Below are 21716 nucleotides of genomic sequence, written 5' to 3' on the forward strand. Positions count from 1 at the left end.
CTGTCGCCGTGACGGCGCAGCACCATGATCAGCAGTTGCAGCAAGCCGGCCACGCCGACGGTCGCCGCCAGCGCCGGCGCGACGACATCTGCCGCTTGCCTGGCGAAGATCAGCGCCGCCATCACCACGATCAGCGCGATGTTGAACAGAAGCGGCGAGAACGCGGTCAGCGCGAAGCGGCCTTGCGCGCTGGCGAGCGCCAGCAGCACGGTGGTGGGGCCCGCGAAGGCGAGATAGGGCAGCATCAGCCGGGCGTCGGTGACTGCGAGCTGCAGTGTTTCGTGGCCGGCAAATCCCGGCGCCAGTGTCGCGATGACCAGCGGCATCAACAGGCCGATCAGCGCGGTGGCCGCGATCAGGAGCACGCTGATGGTGCCGAGCACACGGCCAGCGAAGCCGGCGGCCGCAATCGCGCCCTCGCTGTCGCGCAGCCGCAGCCAGCTCGGCACCAGCGCCGCGTTCAGGGCGCCCTCGGTCAGCAGCCGTCGCGCGACATTGACGAGCTGGAACGCCACCAGGAAGGCGTCCGCGATTCCGCCGGTGCCGAGCAGTGCCGCGATCATGGAGTCGCGCAGGAAGCCGAGCAGCCGCGAGGCCAGCGTTCCCGAGGAGACCATGAGGAAAGAGCGGATCATTTGGCTCTCTCATAGCAGCCGCATCGCTTGCTGGCGCCAGTCGGATCGTGATAGGCCGCAGCGTTTCGCAAATCGCGGTAAACAGGACGGGATCAATGGCCGACGCAAAATACGACGTTCTCGGGATCGGCAACGCGATTTTCGACGTGTTGGTCAAGGCCGACGAAGCCTTTCTCGAAGCGCATGGCATGGCCAAGGGCGGCATGGCGCTGATCGACGAGGCCCGCGCGGCGGCAATCTACCGCGACATGGGCCCGGCGACTGAAATGTCGGGCGGCTCGGCCGCCAATACCATCGTCGGAATCGCGAGCCTGGGCGCGCGCGCCGCCTATGTCGGCAAGGTCAGGGATGACCAGATCGGGCGGATGTATGCCCACGACATCCGCGCCGCCGGCGTCGCGTTCGAGACCAGGCCGGCGGCCGGCGGCCCTGCGACCGGCTGCTCCTACATCCTGGTGACCGCCGACGGCGAGCGCACCATGAACACCTACCTCGGCGCCGCGCAGGATCTGACGCCGGCAGATATCGACGAAGGCGAGATCGCCGCCGCCGCGATCACCTATCTCGAAGGCTATCTCTGGGATCCCAAGAACGCCAAGGAGGCGTTCGTGAAGGCCGCCGCGATCGCGCATGGCGCCGGCCGCCAGGTCGCGCTGACGCTGTCGGACGCGTTCTGTGTCGATCGCTATCGCGACGAATTTCTCGACCTGATGCGCAAGCGCACCGTCGACCTGATCTTCGCCAACGAGGCCGAGCTGCATTCGCTGTACCAGACCGGCGATTTCGACACCGCGCTGAAGCAGTTGCGCGCCGATGCGAAGCTTGGCGTCGTGACCCGGAGCGAAAAGGGTTGCGTGGTGGCGTCTCCAGACGGCGTGATCGCGGTGCCGGCTTATCCGATCGAAGCCATCGTCGACACGACGGGCGCCGGCGATTTGTTCGCCGCCGGTTTCCTGTTCGGAGTGGTGCGCAACGCCGGCCACGAGAACGCCGGCCGGCTCGGCGCGCTGGCCGCCGCCGAAGTGATCCAGCACATCGGCGCCCGGCCGCAGGTGTCGCTGAAGGAATTGGCGAAGCAGGCGGGGTTGCCGGTGTAGTTTCTCACAGCCTGCCATCGGGCGAAGGCGGGTGCGGGGGAGGTCGCCGTGCCAAAGCTTGAGTGTAGGCGGGGCGCGTGAGGGGAGCCGCAGCGGCCTGATCAGCACCAAGAGTTCTATTTGCCAGCCGCGCGACCGGTTGGCGTAGGCCTAGACGAGCCACTTCGCGAAAGCTGTCATATGCACGGCGCTTGATCTCTCTGCGCACGGGGCTATCGGATTCACACATCTCCTCTGCCGTCATTCCGGGGCTCGCTCTTGCGCGAGATCTGAATCCATAACCACCGGCATGGAGTTGCGTTTTGCACGCGTTGCCGCGCCTGCCGAAACAGGTCGGTTTGTGGTTATGGATTCCGGGTCTGCACTCCGACCGGCTATCGCCGGCCGGAGCGCATCCCGGAATGACAAGCGATGGGTAAACTCTGATAGGATCGGGTTCGTGGGATCGTGCGTCTAGTGGTTCGCTTCACCAATCTGAAGGGCCGAAATCCTATCGGGTCATCAAGGGCCTTATGGATCCGTGCTCTGGAAACTTCCGCTCCCGGCCGGAATCAGCCGCTCGCGGTCTCATTGACGGTCGTCGGCCCGGCCGCGATTGACTGGGCAAACGTTTCTCGGTGTTGGGGGATTCCCATGGCGTCTCATTTTTCGACGATCGGCCTGCCGATCGCGTCCGCGGAGGACGTGAATGCGTTGGCGAATCGCGTCGGCCCCCTTGCGGAACGGTTGACCGCTCCGAGCGGCGCGTACTTTCGCTGGTCGGACCCGAGCGGCGCGGAATCTGGCCTCAGGTAGACGCGAACGACAAACTCATCGGGATGAACCCCCACTACGCTGGTCGGTCAGCCGTCCGGGTCGGGTTGACCGCTCGGCTCCCTTCTGCGGGGCCGAGCGAACTGGACGGCGCTTTCCACGGCTGGGCCGACCCTGCGGGCGACACGACCGACATGGGGGTGTTACCCGTTCGTTTTCGATGCGCCAGACTACCGGTTGCACGAAGAACTGTCGCTGCCGGCCTCGGGGCATGCCGCACGTGGCCTGCCCTGCTACGGTCGCCCCTGTCGTGAATGGGACCAACTCGGAAGTCAGCAGGGGTGGCGTTGCGGCGGCCTGCCTTTATGCGCGTACGGTATGTGCGCTTCCGGACCCAACGCCGGCAAAACAACCAAATATGGAACCTGGCGCCCCGGCTCGGGTCCGGTAGGCAGCGCGCAGATTTTGCGCTTTAATGTTCTCGGATTTTATCGCGAGTATTTTGCTGGGGTTCAATGGCTGATAGTCGCATGCCGGACGAGCTTTCCACCGGCATCTTCCTTGAGGGCGCGGACGCGAGTGATGACGCGTTACGGCGTCGCGAAGAGCAGTTGCGTCTTGCGACAGAGAGTTCCGAGGTCGGACTCTGGGATGTGGACCCCATCGCGGACAAGCTCTGTTGGCCACCGCGCGTGAAGGCCATGTTCGGAATCTCGGCGGACGTCGAGGTCTCGATGGCTGACTTCTATGCCGGCCTGCATCCCGAGGATTTGCCACACACCGCCGCTAGTTATGCGGCCGCGTGCGATCCTTCCGTGCGAAGTCTTTATGATGCCGAGTACCGAACCATCGGCAAGGAAGACGGCATCATCCGCTGGGTCGCAGCCAAAGGAAGGGGCCTGTTCAACGATCGCGGCGAATGCATCCGCGTCATCGGCACCGCCATCGACATCACGGCGAAAAAATCGGCCATCATCCGCGAAACGTTTCTGCTTGGGCTTCTCGATCGCCTTCGCCACCTCACGGAGCCGACCGCAATCATCGCCGAGGCCATTGCAGCTTTGGGACAGCAACTCGGGGCGAACCGCGTCGGATATGGTCAGATGCTGGACGACGATTCCACCATCATGCTGGCAACCTGCTACGTCAACGGCGTGGCGCCCATCACCGGTCAATTCCAGGCGGAGTCTTTTGGGGCGCACAACATTGCGCTTCAACGCCGGGGCGAAACCGTTGTTGTGCCGGACGTGGAGGCAGATCCCAGGAACGACTTCGATCTCTGGGCAGGAATAGGTACCCGCTCCTATGTCTCGGTCCCGCTGTTGAGGGGCGGCCGCTTCCGCGCCAGTCTTTTCGTCAATCGTCGCGATCCCCATCGCTGGGATCGCCATGAGGTGGCGCTCATCGAAGATGTGGCGCGTCGTCTTTGGGATGCGGTGGATCGCGCACGCGCCGAGGAAGCGCTGCGGGTCGTCAATGCCTCGCTGGAGCAGCAGGTGGACGCGCGAACGCGTGAGCGCGATCGGATCTGGCGGCTGTCTCCGGTGGTGATGGCGGTCGGCGACAGGCGTGGTGTCCTGATCGAAGCCAATCCGGCCTGGGTCAATAATCTTGGTTGGAGCTTGGAGGAGACTTTGGGCCATGACGTCATGGAATTTGTCGCGCCGGGGGACCGCGAGGCCGGGGCCGCGGGCATGGCGCAGCTGTTTGAGGGCAAACCCGTCGTGGAGTATAAGCTTGGGTTTCTTCACAAGAATGGCCAGCGACGCATCATTGCTTGGACCACGGTGCCGGAGGGCGATCGGCTCTACGGTTTTGGCCGCGATATCACCGAGCAGACGCTTGTCGAGGAGCAGCTTCGCCAGTCCCAGAAAATGGAGGCGCTCGGCCATTTGACGGGCGGCATTGCGCATGACTTCAACAACCTGCTTCAGGGGGTTACGGGAACTCTCGACCTGATCAGGCGCAAGCCCTCGGATGAAACCAGCGTGCGCCGGTGGGCTGAGGCAGGCCTGCATGCCGCCCAACGGGGGTCGAAGCTGACAGGGCAACTGCTCGCTTTCTCGAGGGCGGAGGAACTCGAGCTCAAATCCGTGAGAATTCAGGAGTTGGTCCAGAAGATGAGTGATCTCCTGGATCGAACGCTTGGACCCAATGTGAGGCTCAAGCTCGATTTGGGACGGGAAGATTTGTCAGCCCAATGCGATCCGACGCAATTAGAGATGGCGATCTTGAACCTGGCGATCAATGCGCGTGACGCCATGGAGGCAAATGGCGAACTCGCTATCAAAATGAGCGCGGTGCACGTCGCTGATAATCCTACCTTGCGTGATGGCGAATACGTCGAGCTCTCCGTCTGCGATACAGGACCAGGGATGCCGCCGGATGTGGTTGAGCGGGCTTTCGATCCCTTCTTCACGACCAAGGGCGCCGGCAAGGGAACGGGTCTCGGACTGAGTCAGGTCTATGCAAGCGCGAAGCAGGCGGGGGGCATCGCACGCATTGAATCGGAGGAGGGTGTAGGAACGACCGTCCGCCTCTATTTGCCGCGTACGACAGCCGCCTCCGGCGCACCGGAAGAACAGCAGCAAGATTCACCCGTCGCGACAATATCCGCGCTCGTGCTTGTCGTGGACGACGATCCCGATGTTCGCAGCTTTCTGGAAGCGTCTCTGAGTTCACTTGGTTACAAGACCTTGGTAGCCGAAGACGGATATGCCGGCCTCGCCGCCCTCGACTGCTCCGAACCGGACGTGATGATCGTGGATTTCGCCATGCCCGGTATCAGCGGAGCCGAGGTCGCCCAGGCTGCGCGGAAAAGGCGTCCCGATATCCCGATCATATTCTCGAGCGGATATTCTGATACCACGGCGATCGCCGACATGGCGGGGCCCGGGGCGCCCCTGCTTCGAAAGCCCTTCAGGGTGGATCAGCTTGAGGCTGCGCTAGCGCGATGTCCGACGCTGCGGCGGCGACCCGGATGAAGGTCCAGCGAGCGCGATCGCAGCACCGTGCCTCCCGGTAGAAGCTCCCCCAAAGCCGCGGCTATGTCCGCGCCCGCTCCGCCGACCCCTTCGAGCCGCCGATCATGCAGACCCGATTATCTCAACGCCGGCCATGACGGACAGGTTGATGCCTTCCTTACGCCGTCTTCGCCGCCTTTAGCCCGAGCTTGGACTCGACCGCCTCGCGCATCATGAACTTCTGGATCTTGCCGGTCACGGTCATCGGAAATTCGTCGACGAATTCGACGTAGCGCGGGATCTTGTTGTGGGCGATCTGGCCGTGACAGAAGGCGTGGATCTCCTCCACCGTCAGCGTCTCGCCGGCGCGCGTCCTGATCCAGGCGCAGAGCTCCTCGCCATAGCGGTCGTCGGCGACGCCGAAGATCTGCACGTCCTGGATCTTCGGGTGACGATAGAGAAATTCCTCGATCTCGCGCGGGTAGAGATTTTCGCCGCCGCGGATCACCATGTCCTTGATGCGGCCGACGATGTTGCAATAGCCGGCGTCGTCGACCACGGCGAGATCGCCGGTGTGCATCCAGCCATTGCGATCGAGCACGTCGGCGGTCCTCTCGGCCTCGTCCCAGTAGCCCAGCATCACGCTGTAGCCGCGGGTGCAGAGCTCGCCGCGGGCGCCGCGCGGCACGATCCTGCCTTCGAGATCGACGATCTTGACCTCGACATGGGGATGGACGCGCCCGACCGTGGACACCCGCCGCTCCAGGGGATCGTCGACCGCGCTCTGGAAACTGACCGGGCTGGTCTCGGTCATGCCATAGGCGATCGTCACCTCGCTCATGTTCATCGCGCTGTTGACGCGCTTCATGACTTCGATCGGGCAGGGCGCGCCGGCCATGATGCCGGTGCGCAGCGAGGTCAGGTCGAAGCGCGCGAATTCGGGATGATCGAGCTCGGCGATGAACATGGTCGGCACGCCATAAAGCGCGGTGCATTTCTCCCGCTCGACGGTCGCAAGCGTCGTCAACGGATCAAAGCCTTCGCCGGGATAGACCATGGCGGCGCCAAGCGTCACCGCGGCCATGTTGCCCATCACCATGCCGAAGCAGTGATACAGCGGCACCGGAATGCAGATGCGGTCCGCTTCCGTCAGGCGCATGGCGCGGCCAACGAAATATCCGTTATTGAGGATGTTGTGATGGGTCAGCGTGACGCCCTTGGGCGAACCCGTGGTGCCGCTGGTGAACTGGATGTTGACGGGATCGTCGAACTGCAGGCTGTCACCGAGCAGAGCGAGCTGATCGCGATGCTGCTCGCCGCCCATGCGCGCGACCTCGTCGAACGGGACCGTGCCCGGGCAAAGCGGGCCGCCGATCTGGATCACCGCGCGCAGTTGCGGCAGCCGCGCCGCGCGCAGATGGCCGGGCTCGGCGCGCGCAAGCTCGGGCATCAGCGTATTCAGCATCTCCATGTAGTTGCTGGTCTTGAACGCGGTGGCGGTGACGATCGCGGCACAGCCGACTTTCCCAAGCGCGAATTCCAGTTCGCTCAACCGGTAGGCGGGATTGATCGTGACCAGGATCAGCCCGGCCTTGGCGGCGGCGAATTGGGTCAGCGTCCACTCCGGGCGGTTCAACGACCAGATACCGATCCGCATGCCCCGCTCGAGGCCAAGCGCCAGAAAGCCCGCGGCCAGTGCATCGACGCGCGCGGCAAATTCGCGCCAGCTCCAGCGGACGTCGTGGCTTGGCGAGACCAGCGCCTCGCGATCGCCCCAGCGCGCGCATGCCTTGTCGAGGCTGCTGCCGATGGTGTCGCCGAGCAGAGGCGCATCGGCAATCCCGCAAACATAACTGTCGGCTCGTTCGCCCAAGTCCGTTCCCTCCTGATTTCCGCGCAACGCGCGGCCCGGTTTCGCGCATCTTAATTCATCAGCGCGGATAGAACAGGCCCGATCTATCGCGGGTCAAGCGGCGGGAGCCCGCCCTCCCTCGCGAAGAGGGAGGGCAGCACCGCACTCGTCGCTTGCCTTACGCCGCGTGCTGGCCGCGCGCCGCATCGAGCCCGGCATAGACGCCGCGCTCGAAGCCGGTGAAGGCTTCCAGGCATTTCGCATCCGCGAACGGCAACAACTGCATCAGGATCACGCCGGCAAGGTCGCGCGACGGGTCGATCCAGTAATAGGTATTGGCAAGCCCGGCCCAGGCGAGGCTGCCGGGGCTGCGGCCCTCAGGGGTCCTTGCGGTGTTGATCAGGAAGCTCAGGCCCCACTTCTTCACCATGTCCGGGTAGAGGTCGACATCGTTGCTGTACATCGGCGTCGCCGAAATCATCTTGGTGACGTTGAGGTCGCCGATGTGGTTCTGCCCCATCAAGGCGACGGTGTCGGCCTTCAAGACCTGGTTGCCGTTGCCGCGGCCCTTGTTGAGGATCATCTGGCAGAACCTGATGTAGTCGGCCGCGGTGCTGTAGAGCCCGCCTCCGCCCATGTGGAATTCCGGCTCCTGCTCGAGTTCGAACGGGATCGACGCCAGCGTTCCGTCCGCGCCGCGCGCATGCATGCCGACCAGCCGTTGGCGCTGCGAATCCGTGATCTTGAAACTGGTATCGCCCATGCCGAGCGGAGCGAACAGATGATCGCGCAGATAGGCATCAAGCCGTTGGCCCGATGCCGCTTCGACCGCCTTGCCGACGAAGTCGATATTGGTGCCGTATTCCCAGCGGGTGCCGGGGTCGCTCGCGATCGGCGTTTTCAGCGCGTCGTTCTTGCAGCTGGTGATCGGCGGCAGGCCGGTCTTTTCCAGATAGGTGCCGATGTCGCTGTTCCACATATTGTAGCAGTATCCCGCGGTGTGCGTCATGAGGTGGCGCAAGGTGATCGCGGTCTTCGCCGGCCGCAGCTTCGGCTCGCCGTTGGCGTCGAAACCTTCGAGCACCTGCGGCGATGCGAGGTCGGGCAGCAATCTACCGACCGGCTCGTCCAGCGAGAGCTTGCCCTGCTCGACCAACTGCATCGCGCCTGCGGCCGTGATCGCCTTGGTCATCGAGGCGATCCAGAACACGCTGTCGAGCGTCATGTCGTCGTCTTTGGCAAGATCGCGTTTGCCGAACGCGCCCTGGTAGATGATATCCTGGCCGCTCGCGGCCATCGCGACCACGCCGGGAATCTCCTTGGCGTCGCTCTTCTGGCGCAACAACTGATCGATCTGAGCTTGGCTCTGCATGGGGTCTCCTCCGGGTTATTTTTTGGAAGCGACCGGATCATCCTCCCGCCGGCCGCACCTCGCAAGCCGGTGACCGCGTCGCCAAGCCCGGTCGCGATGTCGTGATCAGGCGTCCGATGCCGCCATGCTGTCGACACATAATGGTCACACTGGTGCACAATTTACGGGGAAATCCCGGCTAGGCGCGTGACCGCGAGGCGCATCGGCGCTATGTCTTGCCGGGTCTTGCAGCGTGAAACTTTTTTTGTACTAACGTGTTCAAAGCAAAGTAGAATCGGCGCTTCTGGCCGATCAATTGATTCCAGCCATTTGCAGCTTCGAGCAGCAGCAAAAAGGGGGCACGATGATTTCGACCTGGAGTGAATGGAAGCGCTACCCGCGGGCCGGGCGTGGCGAGAATATCGAGGCGCCGATCTCGCCGGGAATTTATGAAGTCCGTTTTGCCGCAAGCGGCGCGCTGCACTCTTTCGGCGCGGTCGACAATGTGGCGCAGGCGTTGGCCTTGCTGCAGGTCGGTTCCAAGTCATGGTTCGGCCGCCGCGGCAGCAACGGAACGCCGGAGCTCGAATATCGCACCTGCGCCACCTCGACCAAGGCGGACGCCAAGGTTGCAGCGGAGCGCATGATCGGCCGGCGCGACACCTATATGAGCGGCGCAGCCTGATACACGGGTTTGGCGGTCCTCTGTCTCGGATCAGTTCTTCAACTTGCTTTGAAGGGCTGGACCGCGCCCACGCCCGGTGCATTGGCGGACGTTTGGGCTTATATTCCGCTCCGACGCCCCAATAAATCCGAGGAGCAACGCCATGACCCCGACCGCCGCCGCACGCGCTTCGCAAGCCTCGAGCTCCTCCTCCCTGCACGACCGCCTGAAGGACGCCTCGCTGCTGCGCGACCGCTGCTACATCGACGGCGAATGGGTCGGAACGCCTTCGCATCCGGTGATCAATCCCGCCACCGGCGTCGAGCTGATCAAGATCGCGCAGTTGGGGACCGCGGACGCGACCCATGCGGTCGAAGCCGCCGAGCGGGCGTTCCCGGCCTGGGCCAAGCTCACCGGCAAGCAACGGTCCAACCTGCTGCGCAAATGGTTCGACCTGATCATTGCCAACCGCGAGGATCTGGCGCTGATCCTGACTTCGGAACAGGGCAAGCCGCTGCCGGAAGCGCTTGGCGAAGTCGATATCGGCGGCGCCTATGTCGAGTTCTTCGCCGAGGAAGCGCGGCGCGTCTATGGCGAGACCATCCCGACCCAGCGCGCGGACGCGCGGCTGCTCGCGATCAAGCAGCCGATCGGGGTCTGCGGCGCGATCACGCCGTGGAATTTCCCGAATTCGATGATCACCCGCAAGGTCTCGCCGGCGCTGGCCGCCGGCTGCACCGTGGTGCTGAAACCCGCCAATGAGACCCCGCTCAGCGCGCTTGCCCTCGCCGTGCTGGCCGAGAAGGCCGGCATTCCAAAGGGCGTCTTCAACATCATCACTGGCGATGCGCCGCCGATCGGCAAGGTGCTGTGCGAGCATCCGGCGGTGCGCTTTGTCGGCTTCACCGGATCGACCGAAGTCGGCAAGATCCTGTACCGGCAGGCCGCGGTCGGCGTGAAGAAGCTCGGGCTCGAGCTTGGCGGCAACGCGCCGTTCGTGGTGTTCGATGACGCCGACATCGACGCCGCGGTCGATGGCGCAATCGTCTCGAAATACCGCAACATGGGCCAGACCTGCGTCTGCGCCAACCGCCTCTATGCCCAGGACAAGATCTACGACGCGTTCGTGGAAAAGCTTTCGAAGAAGGTCGCGGTCATGAAGGTCGGCGACGGCACCGAATCCGGCGTCACGCAGGGACCGCTGATCAACATGGAGGCGGTCGACAAGGTCGAGCGCCATATTGCCGACGCGGTCCAGCGTGGCGCCAGAGTCGTCACCGGCGGCAAGCGCCACGGGCTCGGCCGCACCTTCTTCGAGCCGACCGTGCTCGCCGACGTCAAGTCGGATTCGCTCGTGGCGCAGGAGGAAACCTTCGGCCCGCTGGCGCCGGTGATCCGCTTCAAGGATGAGGCCGACGTGATCGCGATGTGCAACAATTCGCCGTTCGGCCTGGCATCCTATTTCTATTCGCGGGATCTCGGCCGGGTCTGGCGGGTGGCGGAAGCGCTGGAGTCGGGCATGGTCGGCGTCAATACCGGCCTGATCACGACCGAAGTGGCGCCGTTCGGCGGCGTCAAGCAAAGCGGCCTCGGCCGCGAAGGCTCGCATCACGGCATGGAAGAATACGTCGAGATCAAATACGTGATGATGGCGGGGGTGTAGTTTTTCCGGCATCGGATGCCGACACCTCAAGTTAGTTGGTTGCGCCGTGGCTGCGTTGGTCGGTGGCTTCAGAGTTGTGCAACCAAGCGGGCCTTCATGGCGCGGTCGAGGGCCAGGCTCACAGTGTAGCGTTGAAGCTCGGTGCGTGCCTCGGGAACGGCATTGAGGTCGTCGACCAGGATGTTGGTATTCGTCCAGTTCCTGAAGCTGGGTATCGCCGATCGAGCCTCAGCCAAAGGCGAAAGCGCGCCGGGCATCTTCGCAGGCTAGCCTTCCACCAGACGAGCAGCGGCGTTCGCCGCGGCGTTCAAATCAGCGGAGATGATCTCCATGACGGCCGCAGCCGCGCCTGAAATGATGCGTCTGGGATTTGTCACCCAGCCCACGGCCCGCGAAATCGCCGGACGGCGGATCATTTGCGCGCGGATTCGTCTCTCGGCGAGAAACGCGTTGAGAGCGATGCCGGGGAGGATGGTCACCATCTCCGTTGACGCAACGATCTCGCATATTGCGGGCAGCGTATCGATTTCCAGCCTGGGCTTCAGGATGAAGCCGGCGGTCGCGGCGGCATCGTCCAGGATCATGCGCAGGCCATGCCGCCGCGACGGAATCACCACGTCCATGCTTTCAACCTGTTTGAAGGAGACGGTCCTGGAAAGGTGCGAGTTGTTGCCCGCTCCGCCGGCCAGCATCATCTCCTCGTCGAGGATGTGATGCGCCGTCAGCGGGATCTTCCTCCGCGGTATGTTGATGATCGCGACGTCCAATTCGCCGGAAACCACCCAAGCGATCAGCGTGTCGGTATAGCCTTCACAGATCAGAAGCCGGATCCCCGGATATCTCGCTGCGATTTTTGCCGATGATGCTGCAAGTGTGCTCTGGGCCGCCGATGTGATCATGCCGATGCTGACGCGGCCCGAGATCACGCCGTCGACATGCGCCATCTCCTCCCTGGCGCGATCGACCTCCTTGGTAATGGTTTCGGCGAGGCGCACCAGGGTTTCGCCCGCCGATGTCAGCGACACGCCGTGCGCCGCCCGGTCGAACAGCTGCTTTCCCAGATCCTTTTCGAGTTTGGCGATCTGCATGCTCAGGGCCGGCTGCACGATGTTCAATTGGCGCGCCGCCCGTGTCATGTTGCCCTCGCGGGCCAGGCACAGAAAGTAATTCAGCTGCTTCAGATCCATCGGTCCGCTACATCACTGAAAATGATCGATTTCATCAATATCTATTATTTGTTTTGATTGTAAAGCGCCCCTATCATCGTAACGGCGAGACGGGCATTCATGCCGGAGCGGCGGATCATTTGATAAAACTGGAATCTGACATGGAGCCACCGCCACGCCGCCTGATTGTTGGAATCTCCGGCGCGTCAGGCGTGATCTACGGTGTCCGCGTGCTGCAGTTGCTGCGCAATGCGGGCGTGCAGACCCATCTCGTGATGTCGAAGACGGCCGAACTGACATTCGCCTACGAGTCCACGCTCAAGATCGCCGACGTCAAGACGCTCGCCCACACCACCCATGCCATCGACGATATGGCCGCCTCGATCTCGAGCGGCTCGTTCCGGACCATGGGCATGATCGTCGCGCCCTGCTCGATGCGGTCGATGTCGGAGATCTCCTCCGGCGTCACGACGACATTGCTGACGCGCGCGGCCGACGTCACGCTGAAGGAACGGCGCAGGCTGGTGTTGCTGGTTCGCGAGACTCCGCTGCATACCGGCCATCTCAGGAGCATGACCGCGCTGTCGGAAATGGGGGCGATCATCGCGCCGCCGGTTCCCGCCTTCTATGCCAAGCCGCAGACGCTTGAAGACATGGTCGACCACACCGTCGGCCGTGCCCTGGATCTGTTCGATATCGACGTCGGCGTGGCGCATCGGTGGGGCGAGCGGGAGGATTCGCGCCGCCGTCCGGCGGCCAAGCGCGAGACCTGATGGGCATGGGACGAGAGGTGTCGAGATGACGGACACAGAGGCTGCACGCGCCAGGATCGGCCACAATGCTTCCCCCGATCTGAGAAGCTGGCTGCAACGTCTCGCCGCGACCGGCCGGCTCGCTGTGGCCCGAGAGGGGGTCTCACTGATCGACCAGCTGGCCGCGGTATCGAAGAAACTCGAGCTCGATCGTGCGGTGATGTTTCCGCGGCCGGGCGGCCACGCGATCGCCGTCGTGGCCAATCTGTTTGTCGACCGCAACTGGGTCGCCGATTCGATCGGCGTGCCGACTGAGCAACTATTGTCGCGATTCCAGCAGGCCGCGCGTCAGCCGCTGCCATGGACCGAGGTGAAGGAGGCGGCCGTTCAGGAGGTCGTCCATCGCGACGTCGATCTCCTCAAACTCCTGCCGATCCCAAAACACAACGAGCACGACAGCGGCCCGTATATCACCGCGGCGCTGTTGATCGCGCGCAATCCGAAGACGGGCATCCAGAACGTCTCGATCCATCGCTGTCAGGTCAGCGGGCCGGACCGCATCGGCGTCCTGCTGCTGCCCCGGCATACCCATCATTATTTCAGAATGGCGGAGCAGGCCGGAGAAGCGCTGGAAATCGCACTCGTCATCGGCGTCCACCCAGCCTGCATCCTGGCCTCGCAGGCGATTGCGGCGCTCGACGAGGACGAAATGGCAATCGCCGGCGCGCTGCTGGGCGCGCCGGTGGACATGGTGAAGTGCAGGACCAACCAGGTTCGCGTGCCGGCCCACGCCGAAATCGTGATCGAGGGGCGGATTTTGCCCAAGGTCCGAGAGCCCGAGGGTCCGTTCGGCGAGTTCCCACAATATTACGGTGCCCGCGCCAATCGCGAGGTCATTCAGGTCGACGCCGTGACGCATCGCAAGCACGCGATCTTCCATACCATCGTGGGCGGCGGCATGGAGCATCTGCTGCTGGGAGAAATTCCCCGTGAAGCGACCTTGCTCGATCACCTGCAGCGCAGCTTTCCCAGCGTGCAGGATGTGCGGCTGACACGGGGCGGGACATGTCGCTATCACCTCGTCGTCAAAATCGACAAGCGCAACGACGGCGAGCCCAAGAACATCATCATGGGCGCGTTCGGCGGCCATTACGATCTCAAGCAGGTGACCGTCGTCGATCCCGACGTCGACATCGACAATCCACATGAAATCGAATGGGCGGTTGCGACAAGGTTTCAGGCGGATCGCGATCTGGTCGTGGTGGCCGGTGCGCAGGGTTCCAGGCTCGATCCGTCCAGCCAGGCCGGCATCAGCGCCAAAATGGGGCTCGACGCGACCAAACCGGTGGAAGCCGACATGATGAAATTCAAGCGCATCCACGTCAAGGGACTTGAAGAACTTGATCTGATGAGCATGCTTGAGCAGGATTCCGGTACCGCTTTCGCGAAAACGATGGCGGGCGCGGCGGGGTAGGCGCAGCGATCGATGGAGCCACTGACAAGAAGCTCGCGCCGGCAGCCGGTCGAGTTCAAACGGGGATGGGGTCATGCGCAGCAGGTTCAGTGCGCTCGCCGCGATTGCGGTCTGCGCAGCGATGATGTTCGAGCCCGGCGTCGGCCGGGCCGAGACGGTGGATAGCGTCAGGGTCGGCATCAACAAGGTCATCAGCGACATCGTGTTCTACATCGCCGAAGAGCGTGGCTTCTTCGCGGAAGAAAACTTGAAGGTCGAGCTCATCCCGTTCGACTCCGGGCCGCGCATGATCGCGCCGCTGGGCGCGGGGCAGATCGACGTCGGAGCCGGCGCCTCGTCCGCGGGGCTCTACAATGCCGTCTCCCGCGGCATCATGGTGAAGATCGTCGCCGACAAGGGGTCGACCCCGCCGGGCTATGATTACATGCCGCTGATCGTCCGCAAGGATCTCGTTGACACCGGCAAGGTCAAGTCGCTCGCCGATCTCAGGGGTCTGAAGCTTGCCGCTGCCGGTCCTGGCTCGGCCACCAACGCAAAATTGAGCGTGGCGCTGGCCAAGGGCGGTCTTCAGGAGAAGGATGCGACCGAAGTGAACCTGAGCTATCCGCAGCAGGTTGCCGCCCTGACGTCGAAGGCGATCGACGGCGCGATCACGACCGAACCGTCGGCGACCGGCGCGATCGCAAGCGGCGTGGCCGTGCGACTCTCGGACGATGGCCTCTATCCGGGCCAGCAGGTCGCTGCACTGCTCTATGGCGATGCGCTGCTGACGAAACGCCGCGATGTCGGGCAACGTTTCATGACGGCGTATGTCAAGGCCGCGCGGGTCTATAACGACGCGACGCGGGACGGGCATTTCGACGGACCCGGCGCCGACCGGGTGATCGATCTGATCATGAAAACGACCGGACTGACCGACCGTGCGATCTTCAAGACCATGATCCCGAACGGAATATCGCCGAACGGCGATGTGAACATGTCCAGTCTGGCCGACGACCTTCGCTTCTTCCAGGCCCAGGGGCAAATCGAAAAGCCGGTCGCCGCGACCGACGTCGTCGACATGTCGTTTGCGGAACATGCCGTGAAGGAACTCGGTCCGTATGAACCGGCGCATTGAGCAGCGGGAGGCAACGATGCCTGCCCCTCAGGTGTTGGAGCAAACGACCGAGCCGCTCCAAAGGGACATCCAGATCTCCCTGTCGGGCGTGCGGAAACAGTTCGGACGCAAGGGTTTTGTCGCGGTGGATGGTATATCCATCGACCTGCAGAAGGGCGAGTTTTTCGTGATCGTCGGCCCGAGCGGCTGCGGCAAGACCACGTTGCTGCGCATGCTTGCCGGACTCGAGCGGCAGAGCGCAGGCATTATTGACATCCGCCAGTTCGAACGATCGCGGCCGGCGAATTCGATGATCTTCCAGGGAGACTCGCTGTTTCCCTGGATGTCGGTCTACGACAATGCCGCCTATGGTCTGCGGATGCGGCACGTCAACAAGGCCGAGATCGCCGCGACCGTTCGCCTGTGGCTCGAGCGCATTGGCCTCTGGCAGTTTCGCGAGCTCTATCCGCATCAATTGTCCGGCGGGATGCGCCAACGTGTTTCGATCGTGCGTGCGTTCGCGAACGATCCGGAAATCCTGCTGATGGACGAGCCGTTTTCCGCGCTCGACGAGCAGAACAAGCTGCTGCTTCATGAGGAATTGCTGCGGATCTGGGAGGCCACCAAGAAGACGGTGGTGTTCATCACCCACAGCGTCGAGGAGGCGGTGACGCTCGGCGATCGCATCATGATCATGACCGCGAGTCCCGGGCGGTCGAAGGCGGTGATCGACGTGCCGCTGACAAGACCGCGCCATGTGCTGGAGTTGCGCCAGAATCCCGTGTTCGGCGATCTCGTCGTCCACATCTGGGAACAGTTGCGGGACGAAGTGCTTCGCGCCCGCCAATCGGAAAGCGGCAAGGGAACATGAGGAAACGTGAAGAGACATGACCGACTCGTCCCGAGTGCCTCATCGCCTGATCGGCGTCGTCACGCCGTTGGCGCTTCTGCTCGCCTGGGAACTCGCCGGGGATTCCGGCGCCATCGATGTGCGGTTTTTCCCGCCACCGAGCCGCATCACGCACCAGATCGGTGTTCTCCTGGCGTCAGGCGAACTGGCTTCGAATACGCTGGCCAGCCTGCGGCGTCTTGCGCTCGGCATGCTGCTGGGCGGCGTTCCGGCCCTGTTGCTCGGCCTCGCCATGGGAATCTCGCGGCCGTTGCGGGCGGCAATCGATCCGCTGGTTTCGGCCACCTATCCGATCCCGAAAAGCGCGATCCTTCCGCTGGTCCTGCTGATCTTCGGTCTGGGTGAACTGTCGAAGGTCGTGATGGTGGCGCTCGGAGCGTTTTATCCGATCCTCATCAACACGGTGCTCGGCGTGGTCAACCTCGATCGGATCTACCTCGATGTCGGACACAATTTTCGCGCCGGCAAGTGGCAGGTGTTCCGCACCATCGCGCTGCCGGGTGCGCTGCCGTCGATCATGGCAGGAATCAAGCTCGCGGTCGGGATGGGTCTCATCCTGATCGCGATCTCGGAAATGGTCGCGGCCAACGATGGAATCGGATTCATGATCTGGAACGCCTGGCAGGTGCTGACGGTCGATACGATGTATGTCGGGCTCTTGGTGATCGCGCTGCTCGGCTTCCTGTTTGCGGTCGTGCTTGATGAGATCGAGCGGTGGGTCGTACCCTGGAAGTCCAGAAACTGACCGGGAGGTTCCAATGTCGACGGCTCTGCGGATTGCGCACGGTAATTTCGGCAGGGTCGCCCTGCTCGATATGGACTGCTCTCTGGTCCGTCACGCTCATCCGCATTGTCACGTCCTGCTCAAGGTGGAAGGCGCCGACACCCAGTTCATCGTCGGCGACGCCATCCATCCTCTGACCGATTCGGTCGCAGTGCTTGTCGACGGCTGGCAGCCGCATTCCTACCTCCATGATCCCTCGCGACCGCGAACGCTCATTCTCGCGCTGTATATCGAGCCGGCCTGGCTGAAGGCGTTCCGGCCTGGATGGGCGGCGAGCGGTGCGCCGGGCTTTTTTGGACAGCCCCACGGCGAGGTGTCGCCCCGCATCCGGCAACTCGCGATGGATCTTGCCGCCGACATGATGGCGCGTCCCGAATGCCGCACCGAGCACGAAGCCCTGCTGTCAGATCTGATGATCGCCGTCATCGAGAGGTTTACGCCGTGGAAGAGCTTTCCGAGATCGATCCGTGAACTGAACGCATCGGTCTGCGATCGTCGGATCAGGCGCGCGGCGCAATATATGCGCTGCAACGCCGGCGGTGTGGCCGACGTCGAGACACTGGCGAAGCAGGCCGGTCTGTCCCGCCCGCATTTCTTCCGGTTGTTCCAGTCGTCAATTGGCCTGCCTCCGAAGGTCTATCTCAACGTGGTGCGCATGGAGCAGGCGGTCGAGGCCGTGCTCCATCATGATATTTCCGTCGGGGAGATCGGCGCCCGTCTGGGATTTTCCGATCCTGCGCATTTCAGCCGCTTCTTCCGCAACAATGCCGGCGTTTCGCCGAATGAGTTCCGGCAAGTCTCGCGGCTTGCCAGCTGATGCTGCGCTGCAGCGTCAAGAATGAGATGAATTGGCAAGTCGCGAGAGTGGAAGGTATGGCCGGCGCCGCAGTTTGCTGAAAACCCTTCCCCAAGCCGTCATCAAGACGTGACCGGGAGGACATTTTCGGATGCCGCACGCGGCAGGTTTAGCAATCGCCGACAATGCAGTGCGCCCCTGGGTCGGCCGATCCATCCCGCGCATCGAAGATGCCGCATTGCTGACGGGGCACGGCCGCTTCATCGACGATCTCGGCGTCCGGCCCGGCACGCTCTACGCCGCGATGCTGCGCTCGCCGCATGCCCATGCAGAAATTGTCTCGATCAATTCTGAGGCCGCGCGCCACGCTGACGGCGTCGTCGCGGTGCTCACTGGCGACGACATCAAGGCCCTGACAACGAGTCTCGTCGTCGGCGTCAAGGCACCGGTCGAATGCTGGCCGATTGCCGTCGAGCGGGTGCGCTATGTCGGCGAACCCGTTGCCGTGGTCGTCGCCTCCGACAGATACAAAGCCGAGGACGCCGTCGACCTGATCGAGGTGCAGTACAAGGCGTTGGGCGCCAATATCGATCCTCTCAAGGCGCCGCTGCCCGAGACGCCGGTGCTTCATGATGGCTTCGGCGGCAATGTCGCCAGCGACCGCAGCTTCCGCTATGGCGATCCGGAGCGCGCCTTCGCCGAGGCCGAACACCAGATTTCGATCGCGATCGGATACCCGCGAAATTCCTGCACGCCGATCGAGACGTATGGCGTCGTTGCCGATTACGACGCAGCCGAAGACGCCTTCGACATTCTGGCGAATTTCCAGGGCCCGTTCAGCATTCACGCGGTGATCTCGCGGGCCCTGAAGGTGCCGGGCAACCGCGTCAGGCTGCGGACCCCGCCGGATTCCGGCGGCAGTTTCGGCGTCAAGCAGGGCGTGTTTCCCTACATTGTGTTGCTCGCAGCCGCATCGCGCGCCGTCGGACGTCCGGTCAAGTGGATCGAGGATCGTCTCGAGCACCTCGCTGCCTCCGTGTCCGCAACCAACCGTGTCACTTTGCTGTCGGCCGCGGTCGCATCCGACGGCAGGATTTCGGCGCTCGACTGGAACCAGGTGGAGGATTGCGGCGCGCATTTGCGCGCGCCGGAGCCCGCCACGCTGTACCGCATGCACGGCAACCTGACCGGCGCCTATGACATCCCGAACGTGGCGGTGAGAAATCGGGTCGTCGTCACCAACAAGACGCCCACGGGACTGAACCGCGGGTTCGGTGGGCCGCAGGTCTATTTCGCGCTGGAACGGCTGATGCAGCGCATCGCCGTCGAACTCGAGCTCGATCCGTTGGACGTGATCAGGCGAAACCTCGTCCCGGCCGGGTTGTTTCCGTACAGGAGCGCAACAGGCGCGCTGCTGGACTCCGGCGATTACCAGGAAGCGGTTGCGCGCGGCGTCGACGGCGGGGAGCTTGCGGAATTGAAGCTGCGCCGAGACGCCGCTCGCGCCGAGGGCAGGCTTTATGGAATCGGCTACACGGCGGTCGTCGAACCCAGCGTTTCGAACATGGGCTACATCACGACGGTGTTGACCGCCGCTGAGCGCAAGAAGGCGGGACCGAAAAATGGCGCGCAGGCCACGGCTACCGTGGCACTCGATCCGGTCGGAAGCGTCTCCGTCCATGTCGCGTCGGTCCCGCAAGGCCAGGGCCATCGCACCGTGCTGTCGCAGGTCGTGGCGGATGTGTTCGGTCTCACGCCGGCGGAGGTCAGGGTCAACGCCGAGATCGATACCGCGAAGGACGCCTGGTCGATCGCGTCCGGCAACTATGCAAGTCGCTTCGCCGCGGCGGTCGCCGGCACCGCGAAACTCGCGGCCGAACGGATCGCGGCCCGTCTGGCGCGGGTCGCCGCAAGCCAGTTCAATACCGATGCGGACGACATCGTGTTCGCGCAAGGCAGCGTGAGCTCGCGCCGCAATCCCGATACCCGGATCGCGTTCTCGCGACTGGCCGCGCTCAGTCACTGGGCGCCGGGCACCTTGCCGGACGACGTTCCGCAGACCATCCGCGAGACGGTGTTCTGGACGCCGCCAGAACTCACCCCGCCCGACGAGCAGGATCGGGTCAACTCGTCGCTCTGCCACGGATTCATCTTCGACTTCTGCGGCGTCGAGATCGATCGCACGACGCTGATGACGCGCGTCGATCGCTATGTGACCATGCACGATTGCGGCACCATCCTTCATCCTGCAATGGTCGATGGCCAAATCCGCGGCGGCTTTGCGCAGGCCTTGGGTGCAGCGCTCTATGAAGAACACGCCTATGCAGCGGACGGCAGCTTTCTGACCGGCACCTTCGCCGACTATCTGCTGCCGACCAGTGCCGAAGTTCCGGATCCCGTCATCCTTCACATGGAGACGCCGTCGCCGTTCACGCCGCTCGGCTCGAAGGGTGTCGGCGAAGGCAACTGCATGTCGACGCCCGTCTGTATCGCCAACGCAGTCGCCGATGCGCTTGGCATGAAAGACGTCGAGCTGCCGCTGGTTCCGGCCAAACTGGCGGAGATCGTTCGCGGCGCCGAACCGCCGCCTCCCCCTGGGTATCGCCTCACCGATACGGGGAAAACCGCCAATGAGGGGCGCCAGCTCCATGGGGACGGCAACGCGACGGTGGCCGCTTCACCCGAGATGGTTTGGAAGATGCTGCTTGATCCAGCAACGCTCCAGGCCGTCATCCCCGGCTGCCACGGCGTGGATAAAGTCTCTGACACGCAGTTCCGGGCCGATGTCACCATCGGCATCGGGCCGGTGAAGGGCCGCTACAAGGCGGAAGTGATACTGTCCAACCTCGACGCGCCACGCGCCGTGACGCTGGGCGGCTCCGCCGAAGGCACGTTGGGATTCGGTCACGGCGAAGGTCGCATCACGCTGACGCCGGACAATGGCCGCACCCTGGTGCGCTACGAATACGACGCGGCCATCGGAGGCAAGGTGGCGAGCATCGGTGGCCGACTGCTGGACGGCGCGGCGCGCGTCATCATCGGACAGTTTTTTTCGGCGCTGGCGCGTCAGGCCGGGGGCGCACGGGAGCGAGCGCAACCGTCGCTGCTGGGCAGGTTACGTTCGTTGCTGGGGCGCCGGTCATGAAGCCGGCTCCGTTCGACTTCGTGCGTGCGGAAACGCTGCAGGAAGCCCTGCAGGTTCTGGCCTCGGAAGGAGGCGCCGCGCAGATCATCGCTGGCGGCCAGTCGCTGATGGCGATGATGAACGCGCGGCTCGCCAAGCCCAGGGTGCTGATCGACATCATGCGCTTGAAGGAGCTGGACCGGATCGACGCGACATCGGGAGCGGTGACGGTCGGCGCCGGCGTCAGGCAGCGGGCCTTGCTGGATTGGCCTCCGCTTGCCGAAAAACTGAGTCTCATCGCGCGCGCCTTGCCCTGGACCGGGCATGCCCAGACCCGCAGTCGCGGCACGATCTGCGGTTCGATCGCTCATGCCGATCCCAGCGCGGAAATGCCGCTTGCTCTGCTGGCGCTTGGCGGGCACGTCCACCTGCGAACCGCCAGGACGCGTCGCAAGGTCGCCGCCGGTGAGTTCTTCACCGGCATGATGTCGACGTCCCGCGCGGCCGACGAAATGATCGAGGCGGTTTCATTTCCGTCGCTTGACGGTGCGCGCTGCGCGTTCCGCGAGGTCGCGCGGCGTCACGGCGACTTCGCGATCGTTGCCTGCGCCGCGGTCGCCAGCAAGCAGGGCGTCC

The 21716-nt window shown here is 63.7% G+C and carries 17 protein-coding genes; 12 read left to right on the top strand and 5 right to left on the bottom strand.

Translation table 11 applies throughout. The features are described 5' to 3' along the window. Window positions 1-635, bottom strand: a 635-nt coding sequence (locus WCB02_RS33645) for a lipid II flippase MurJ (protein WP_423965260.1), incomplete at its 3' end; no start/stop codon positions are given. A 95-nt stretch (window positions 636-730) separates the two neighbouring features. On the opposite strand from WCB02_RS33645, the gene WCB02_RS33650 reads away from it, so the two are divergent. Both WCB02_RS33650 and WCB02_RS33655 read left to right on the top strand, forming a co-directional pair. Beyond that, window positions 731-1732: an adenosine kinase gene (locus WCB02_RS33650; RefSeq protein WP_423965262.1), complete on the top strand. Its 1002-nt coding sequence runs from the start codon at window positions 731-733 to the stop codon at window positions 1730-1732. A gap of 1283 nt (window positions 1733-3015) precedes the next feature. Next, window positions 3016-5469: an ATP-binding protein gene (locus tag WCB02_RS33655; RefSeq protein WP_423965264.1), complete on the top strand. Its 2454-nt coding sequence runs from the start codon at window positions 3016-3018 to the stop codon at window positions 5467-5469. 157 nt (window positions 5470-5626) lie between these two features. Here the strand turns inward: WCB02_RS33655 and WCB02_RS33660 are convergent, their stop codons facing one another. Together WCB02_RS33660 and WCB02_RS33665 are read right to left on the bottom strand one after the other, a co-directional pair. Next, window positions 5627-7321 (bottom strand): AMP-binding protein, encoded by a 1695-nt coding sequence (locus tag WCB02_RS33660; protein WP_423965267.1) that lies wholly within the window; start codon window positions 7319-7321, stop codon window positions 5627-5629. A gap of 157 nt (window positions 7322-7478) precedes the next feature. After that, window positions 7479-8672, bottom strand: coding sequence for a serine hydrolase domain-containing protein (locus WCB02_RS33665; RefSeq protein WP_423965270.1), 1194 nt, complete (start codon window positions 8670-8672; stop codon window positions 7479-7481). Between the two features lie 343 nt (window positions 8673-9015). Between WCB02_RS33665 and WCB02_RS33670 the strand changes: the two genes are divergently transcribed. Both WCB02_RS33670 and WCB02_RS33675 read left to right on the top strand, forming a co-directional pair. Then, window positions 9016-9336 (top strand): hypothetical protein, encoded by a 321-nt coding sequence (locus WCB02_RS33670; RefSeq protein WP_423965272.1) that lies wholly within the window; start codon window positions 9016-9018, stop codon window positions 9334-9336. Window positions 9337-9478: 142 nt separating this feature from the next. Beyond that, the gene (locus tag WCB02_RS33675) at window positions 9479-10978 is read left to right on the top strand and encodes an NAD-dependent succinate-semialdehyde dehydrogenase (RefSeq protein ID WP_423965299.1); all 1500 of its coding nucleotides are present in this window, start codon (window positions 9479-9481) and stop codon (window positions 10976-10978) included. Between the two features lie 68 nt (window positions 10979-11046). Here WCB02_RS33675 and WCB02_RS33680 read toward each other — a convergent pair whose 3' ends face one another. Next, entirely contained in the window at window positions 11047-11235 is a 189-nt protein-coding gene (locus WCB02_RS33680) for a hypothetical protein (protein WP_423965274.1), read from the bottom strand. Between the two features lie 9 nt (window positions 11236-11244). Beyond that, on the bottom strand, window positions 11245-12165 hold the full coding sequence (locus WCB02_RS33685; protein WP_423965276.1) for a LysR family transcriptional regulator: 921 nt from the start codon (window positions 12163-12165) through the stop codon (window positions 11245-11247). Window positions 12166-12305: 140 nt separating this feature from the next. Between WCB02_RS33685 and WCB02_RS33690 the strand changes: the two genes are divergently transcribed. The 8 genes from WCB02_RS33690 to WCB02_RS33725 form a co-directional block, all read left to right on the top strand. Then, window positions 12306-12917, top strand: a complete 612-nt coding sequence (locus WCB02_RS33690) for a UbiX family flavin prenyltransferase (protein WP_423965279.1) — start codon at window positions 12306-12308, stop codon at window positions 12915-12917. 25 nt (window positions 12918-12942) lie between these two features. After that, window positions 12943-14370 carry a UbiD family decarboxylase gene (locus tag WCB02_RS33695; RefSeq protein WP_423965282.1) on the top strand — a complete coding sequence of 476 codons (1428 nt, stop codon included), beginning with the start codon at window positions 12943-12945 and terminating at the stop codon, window positions 14368-14370. Between the two features lie 73 nt (window positions 14371-14443). Further along, window positions 14444-15487 (top strand): ABC transporter substrate-binding protein, encoded by a 1044-nt coding sequence (locus tag WCB02_RS33700; protein ID WP_423965284.1) that lies wholly within the window; start codon window positions 14444-14446, stop codon window positions 15485-15487. A 16-nt stretch (window positions 15488-15503) separates the two neighbouring features. Continuing rightward, window positions 15504-16337, top strand: a complete 834-nt coding sequence (locus WCB02_RS33705) for an ABC transporter ATP-binding protein (RefSeq protein WP_423965286.1) — start codon at window positions 15504-15506, stop codon at window positions 16335-16337. A 16-nt stretch (window positions 16338-16353) separates the two neighbouring features. Next, the gene (locus tag WCB02_RS33710) at window positions 16354-17121 is read left to right on the top strand and encodes an ABC transporter permease (RefSeq protein WP_423965288.1); all 768 of its coding nucleotides are present in this window, start codon (window positions 16354-16356) and stop codon (window positions 17119-17121) included. A gap of 13 nt (window positions 17122-17134) precedes the next feature. Next, window positions 17135-17977, top strand: a complete 843-nt coding sequence (locus WCB02_RS33715) for an AraC family transcriptional regulator (protein WP_423965292.1) — start codon at window positions 17135-17137, stop codon at window positions 17975-17977. Between the two features lie 130 nt (window positions 17978-18107). After that, window positions 18108-21101, top strand: coding sequence for a xanthine dehydrogenase family protein molybdopterin-binding subunit (locus tag WCB02_RS33720; protein ID WP_423965295.1), 2994 nt, complete (start codon window positions 18108-18110; stop codon window positions 21099-21101). Then, window positions 21098-21716: FAD binding domain-containing protein (locus WCB02_RS33725; protein WP_423965297.1), on the top strand; the 619-nt coding region annotated here is incomplete at its 3' end. The genes WCB02_RS33720 and WCB02_RS33725, both read left to right, overlap by 4 nt.

It is taken from the genome of Bradyrhizobium sp., assembly GCF_049581145.1.
Taxonomy (GTDB): domain Bacteria; phylum Pseudomonadota; class Alphaproteobacteria; order Rhizobiales; family Xanthobacteraceae; genus Bradyrhizobium.

Bases quoted from the DNA above. Each gene is read 5' to 3' on its own strand.
- WCB02_RS33650 (WP_423965262.1), top strand. From the start codon at position 731: ATGGCCGACGCAAAATACGACGTTCTCGGGATCGGCAACGCGATTTTC.
- WCB02_RS33655 (WP_423965264.1), top strand. From the start codon at position 3,016: ATGCCGGACGAGCTTTCCACCGGCATCTTCCTTGAGGGCGCGGACGCG.
- WCB02_RS33665 (WP_423965270.1), bottom strand. From the start codon at position 8,672: ATGCAGAGCCAAGCTCAGATCGATCAGTTGTTGCGCCAGAAGAGCGAC.
- WCB02_RS33670 (WP_423965272.1), top strand. From the start codon at position 9,016: ATGATTTCGACCTGGAGTGAATGGAAGCGCTACCCGCGGGCCGGGCGT.
- WCB02_RS33675 (WP_423965299.1), top strand. From the start codon at position 9,479: ATGACCCCGACCGCCGCCGCACGCGCTTCGCAAGCCTCGAGCTCCTCC.
- WCB02_RS33680 (WP_423965274.1), bottom strand. From the start codon at position 11,235: ATGCCCGGCGCGCTTTCGCCTTTGGCTGAGGCTCGATCGGCGATACCC.
- WCB02_RS33685 (WP_423965276.1), bottom strand. From the start codon at position 12,165: ATGGATCTGAAGCAGCTGAATTACTTTCTGTGCCTGGCCCGCGAGGGC.
- WCB02_RS33690 (WP_423965279.1), top strand. From the start codon at position 12,306: ATGGAGCCACCGCCACGCCGCCTGATTGTTGGAATCTCCGGCGCGTCA.
- WCB02_RS33695 (WP_423965282.1), top strand. From the start codon at position 12,943: ATGACGGACACAGAGGCTGCACGCGCCAGGATCGGCCACAATGCTTCC.
- WCB02_RS33700 (WP_423965284.1), top strand. From the start codon at position 14,444: ATGCGCAGCAGGTTCAGTGCGCTCGCCGCGATTGCGGTCTGCGCAGCG.
- WCB02_RS33705 (WP_423965286.1), top strand. From the start codon at position 15,504: ATGCCTGCCCCTCAGGTGTTGGAGCAAACGACCGAGCCGCTCCAAAGG.
- WCB02_RS33710 (WP_423965288.1), top strand. From the start codon at position 16,354: ATGACCGACTCGTCCCGAGTGCCTCATCGCCTGATCGGCGTCGTCACG.
- WCB02_RS33715 (WP_423965292.1), top strand. From the start codon at position 17,135: ATGTCGACGGCTCTGCGGATTGCGCACGGTAATTTCGGCAGGGTCGCC.
- WCB02_RS33720 (WP_423965295.1), top strand. From the start codon at position 18,108: ATGCCGCACGCGGCAGGTTTAGCAATCGCCGACAATGCAGTGCGCCCC.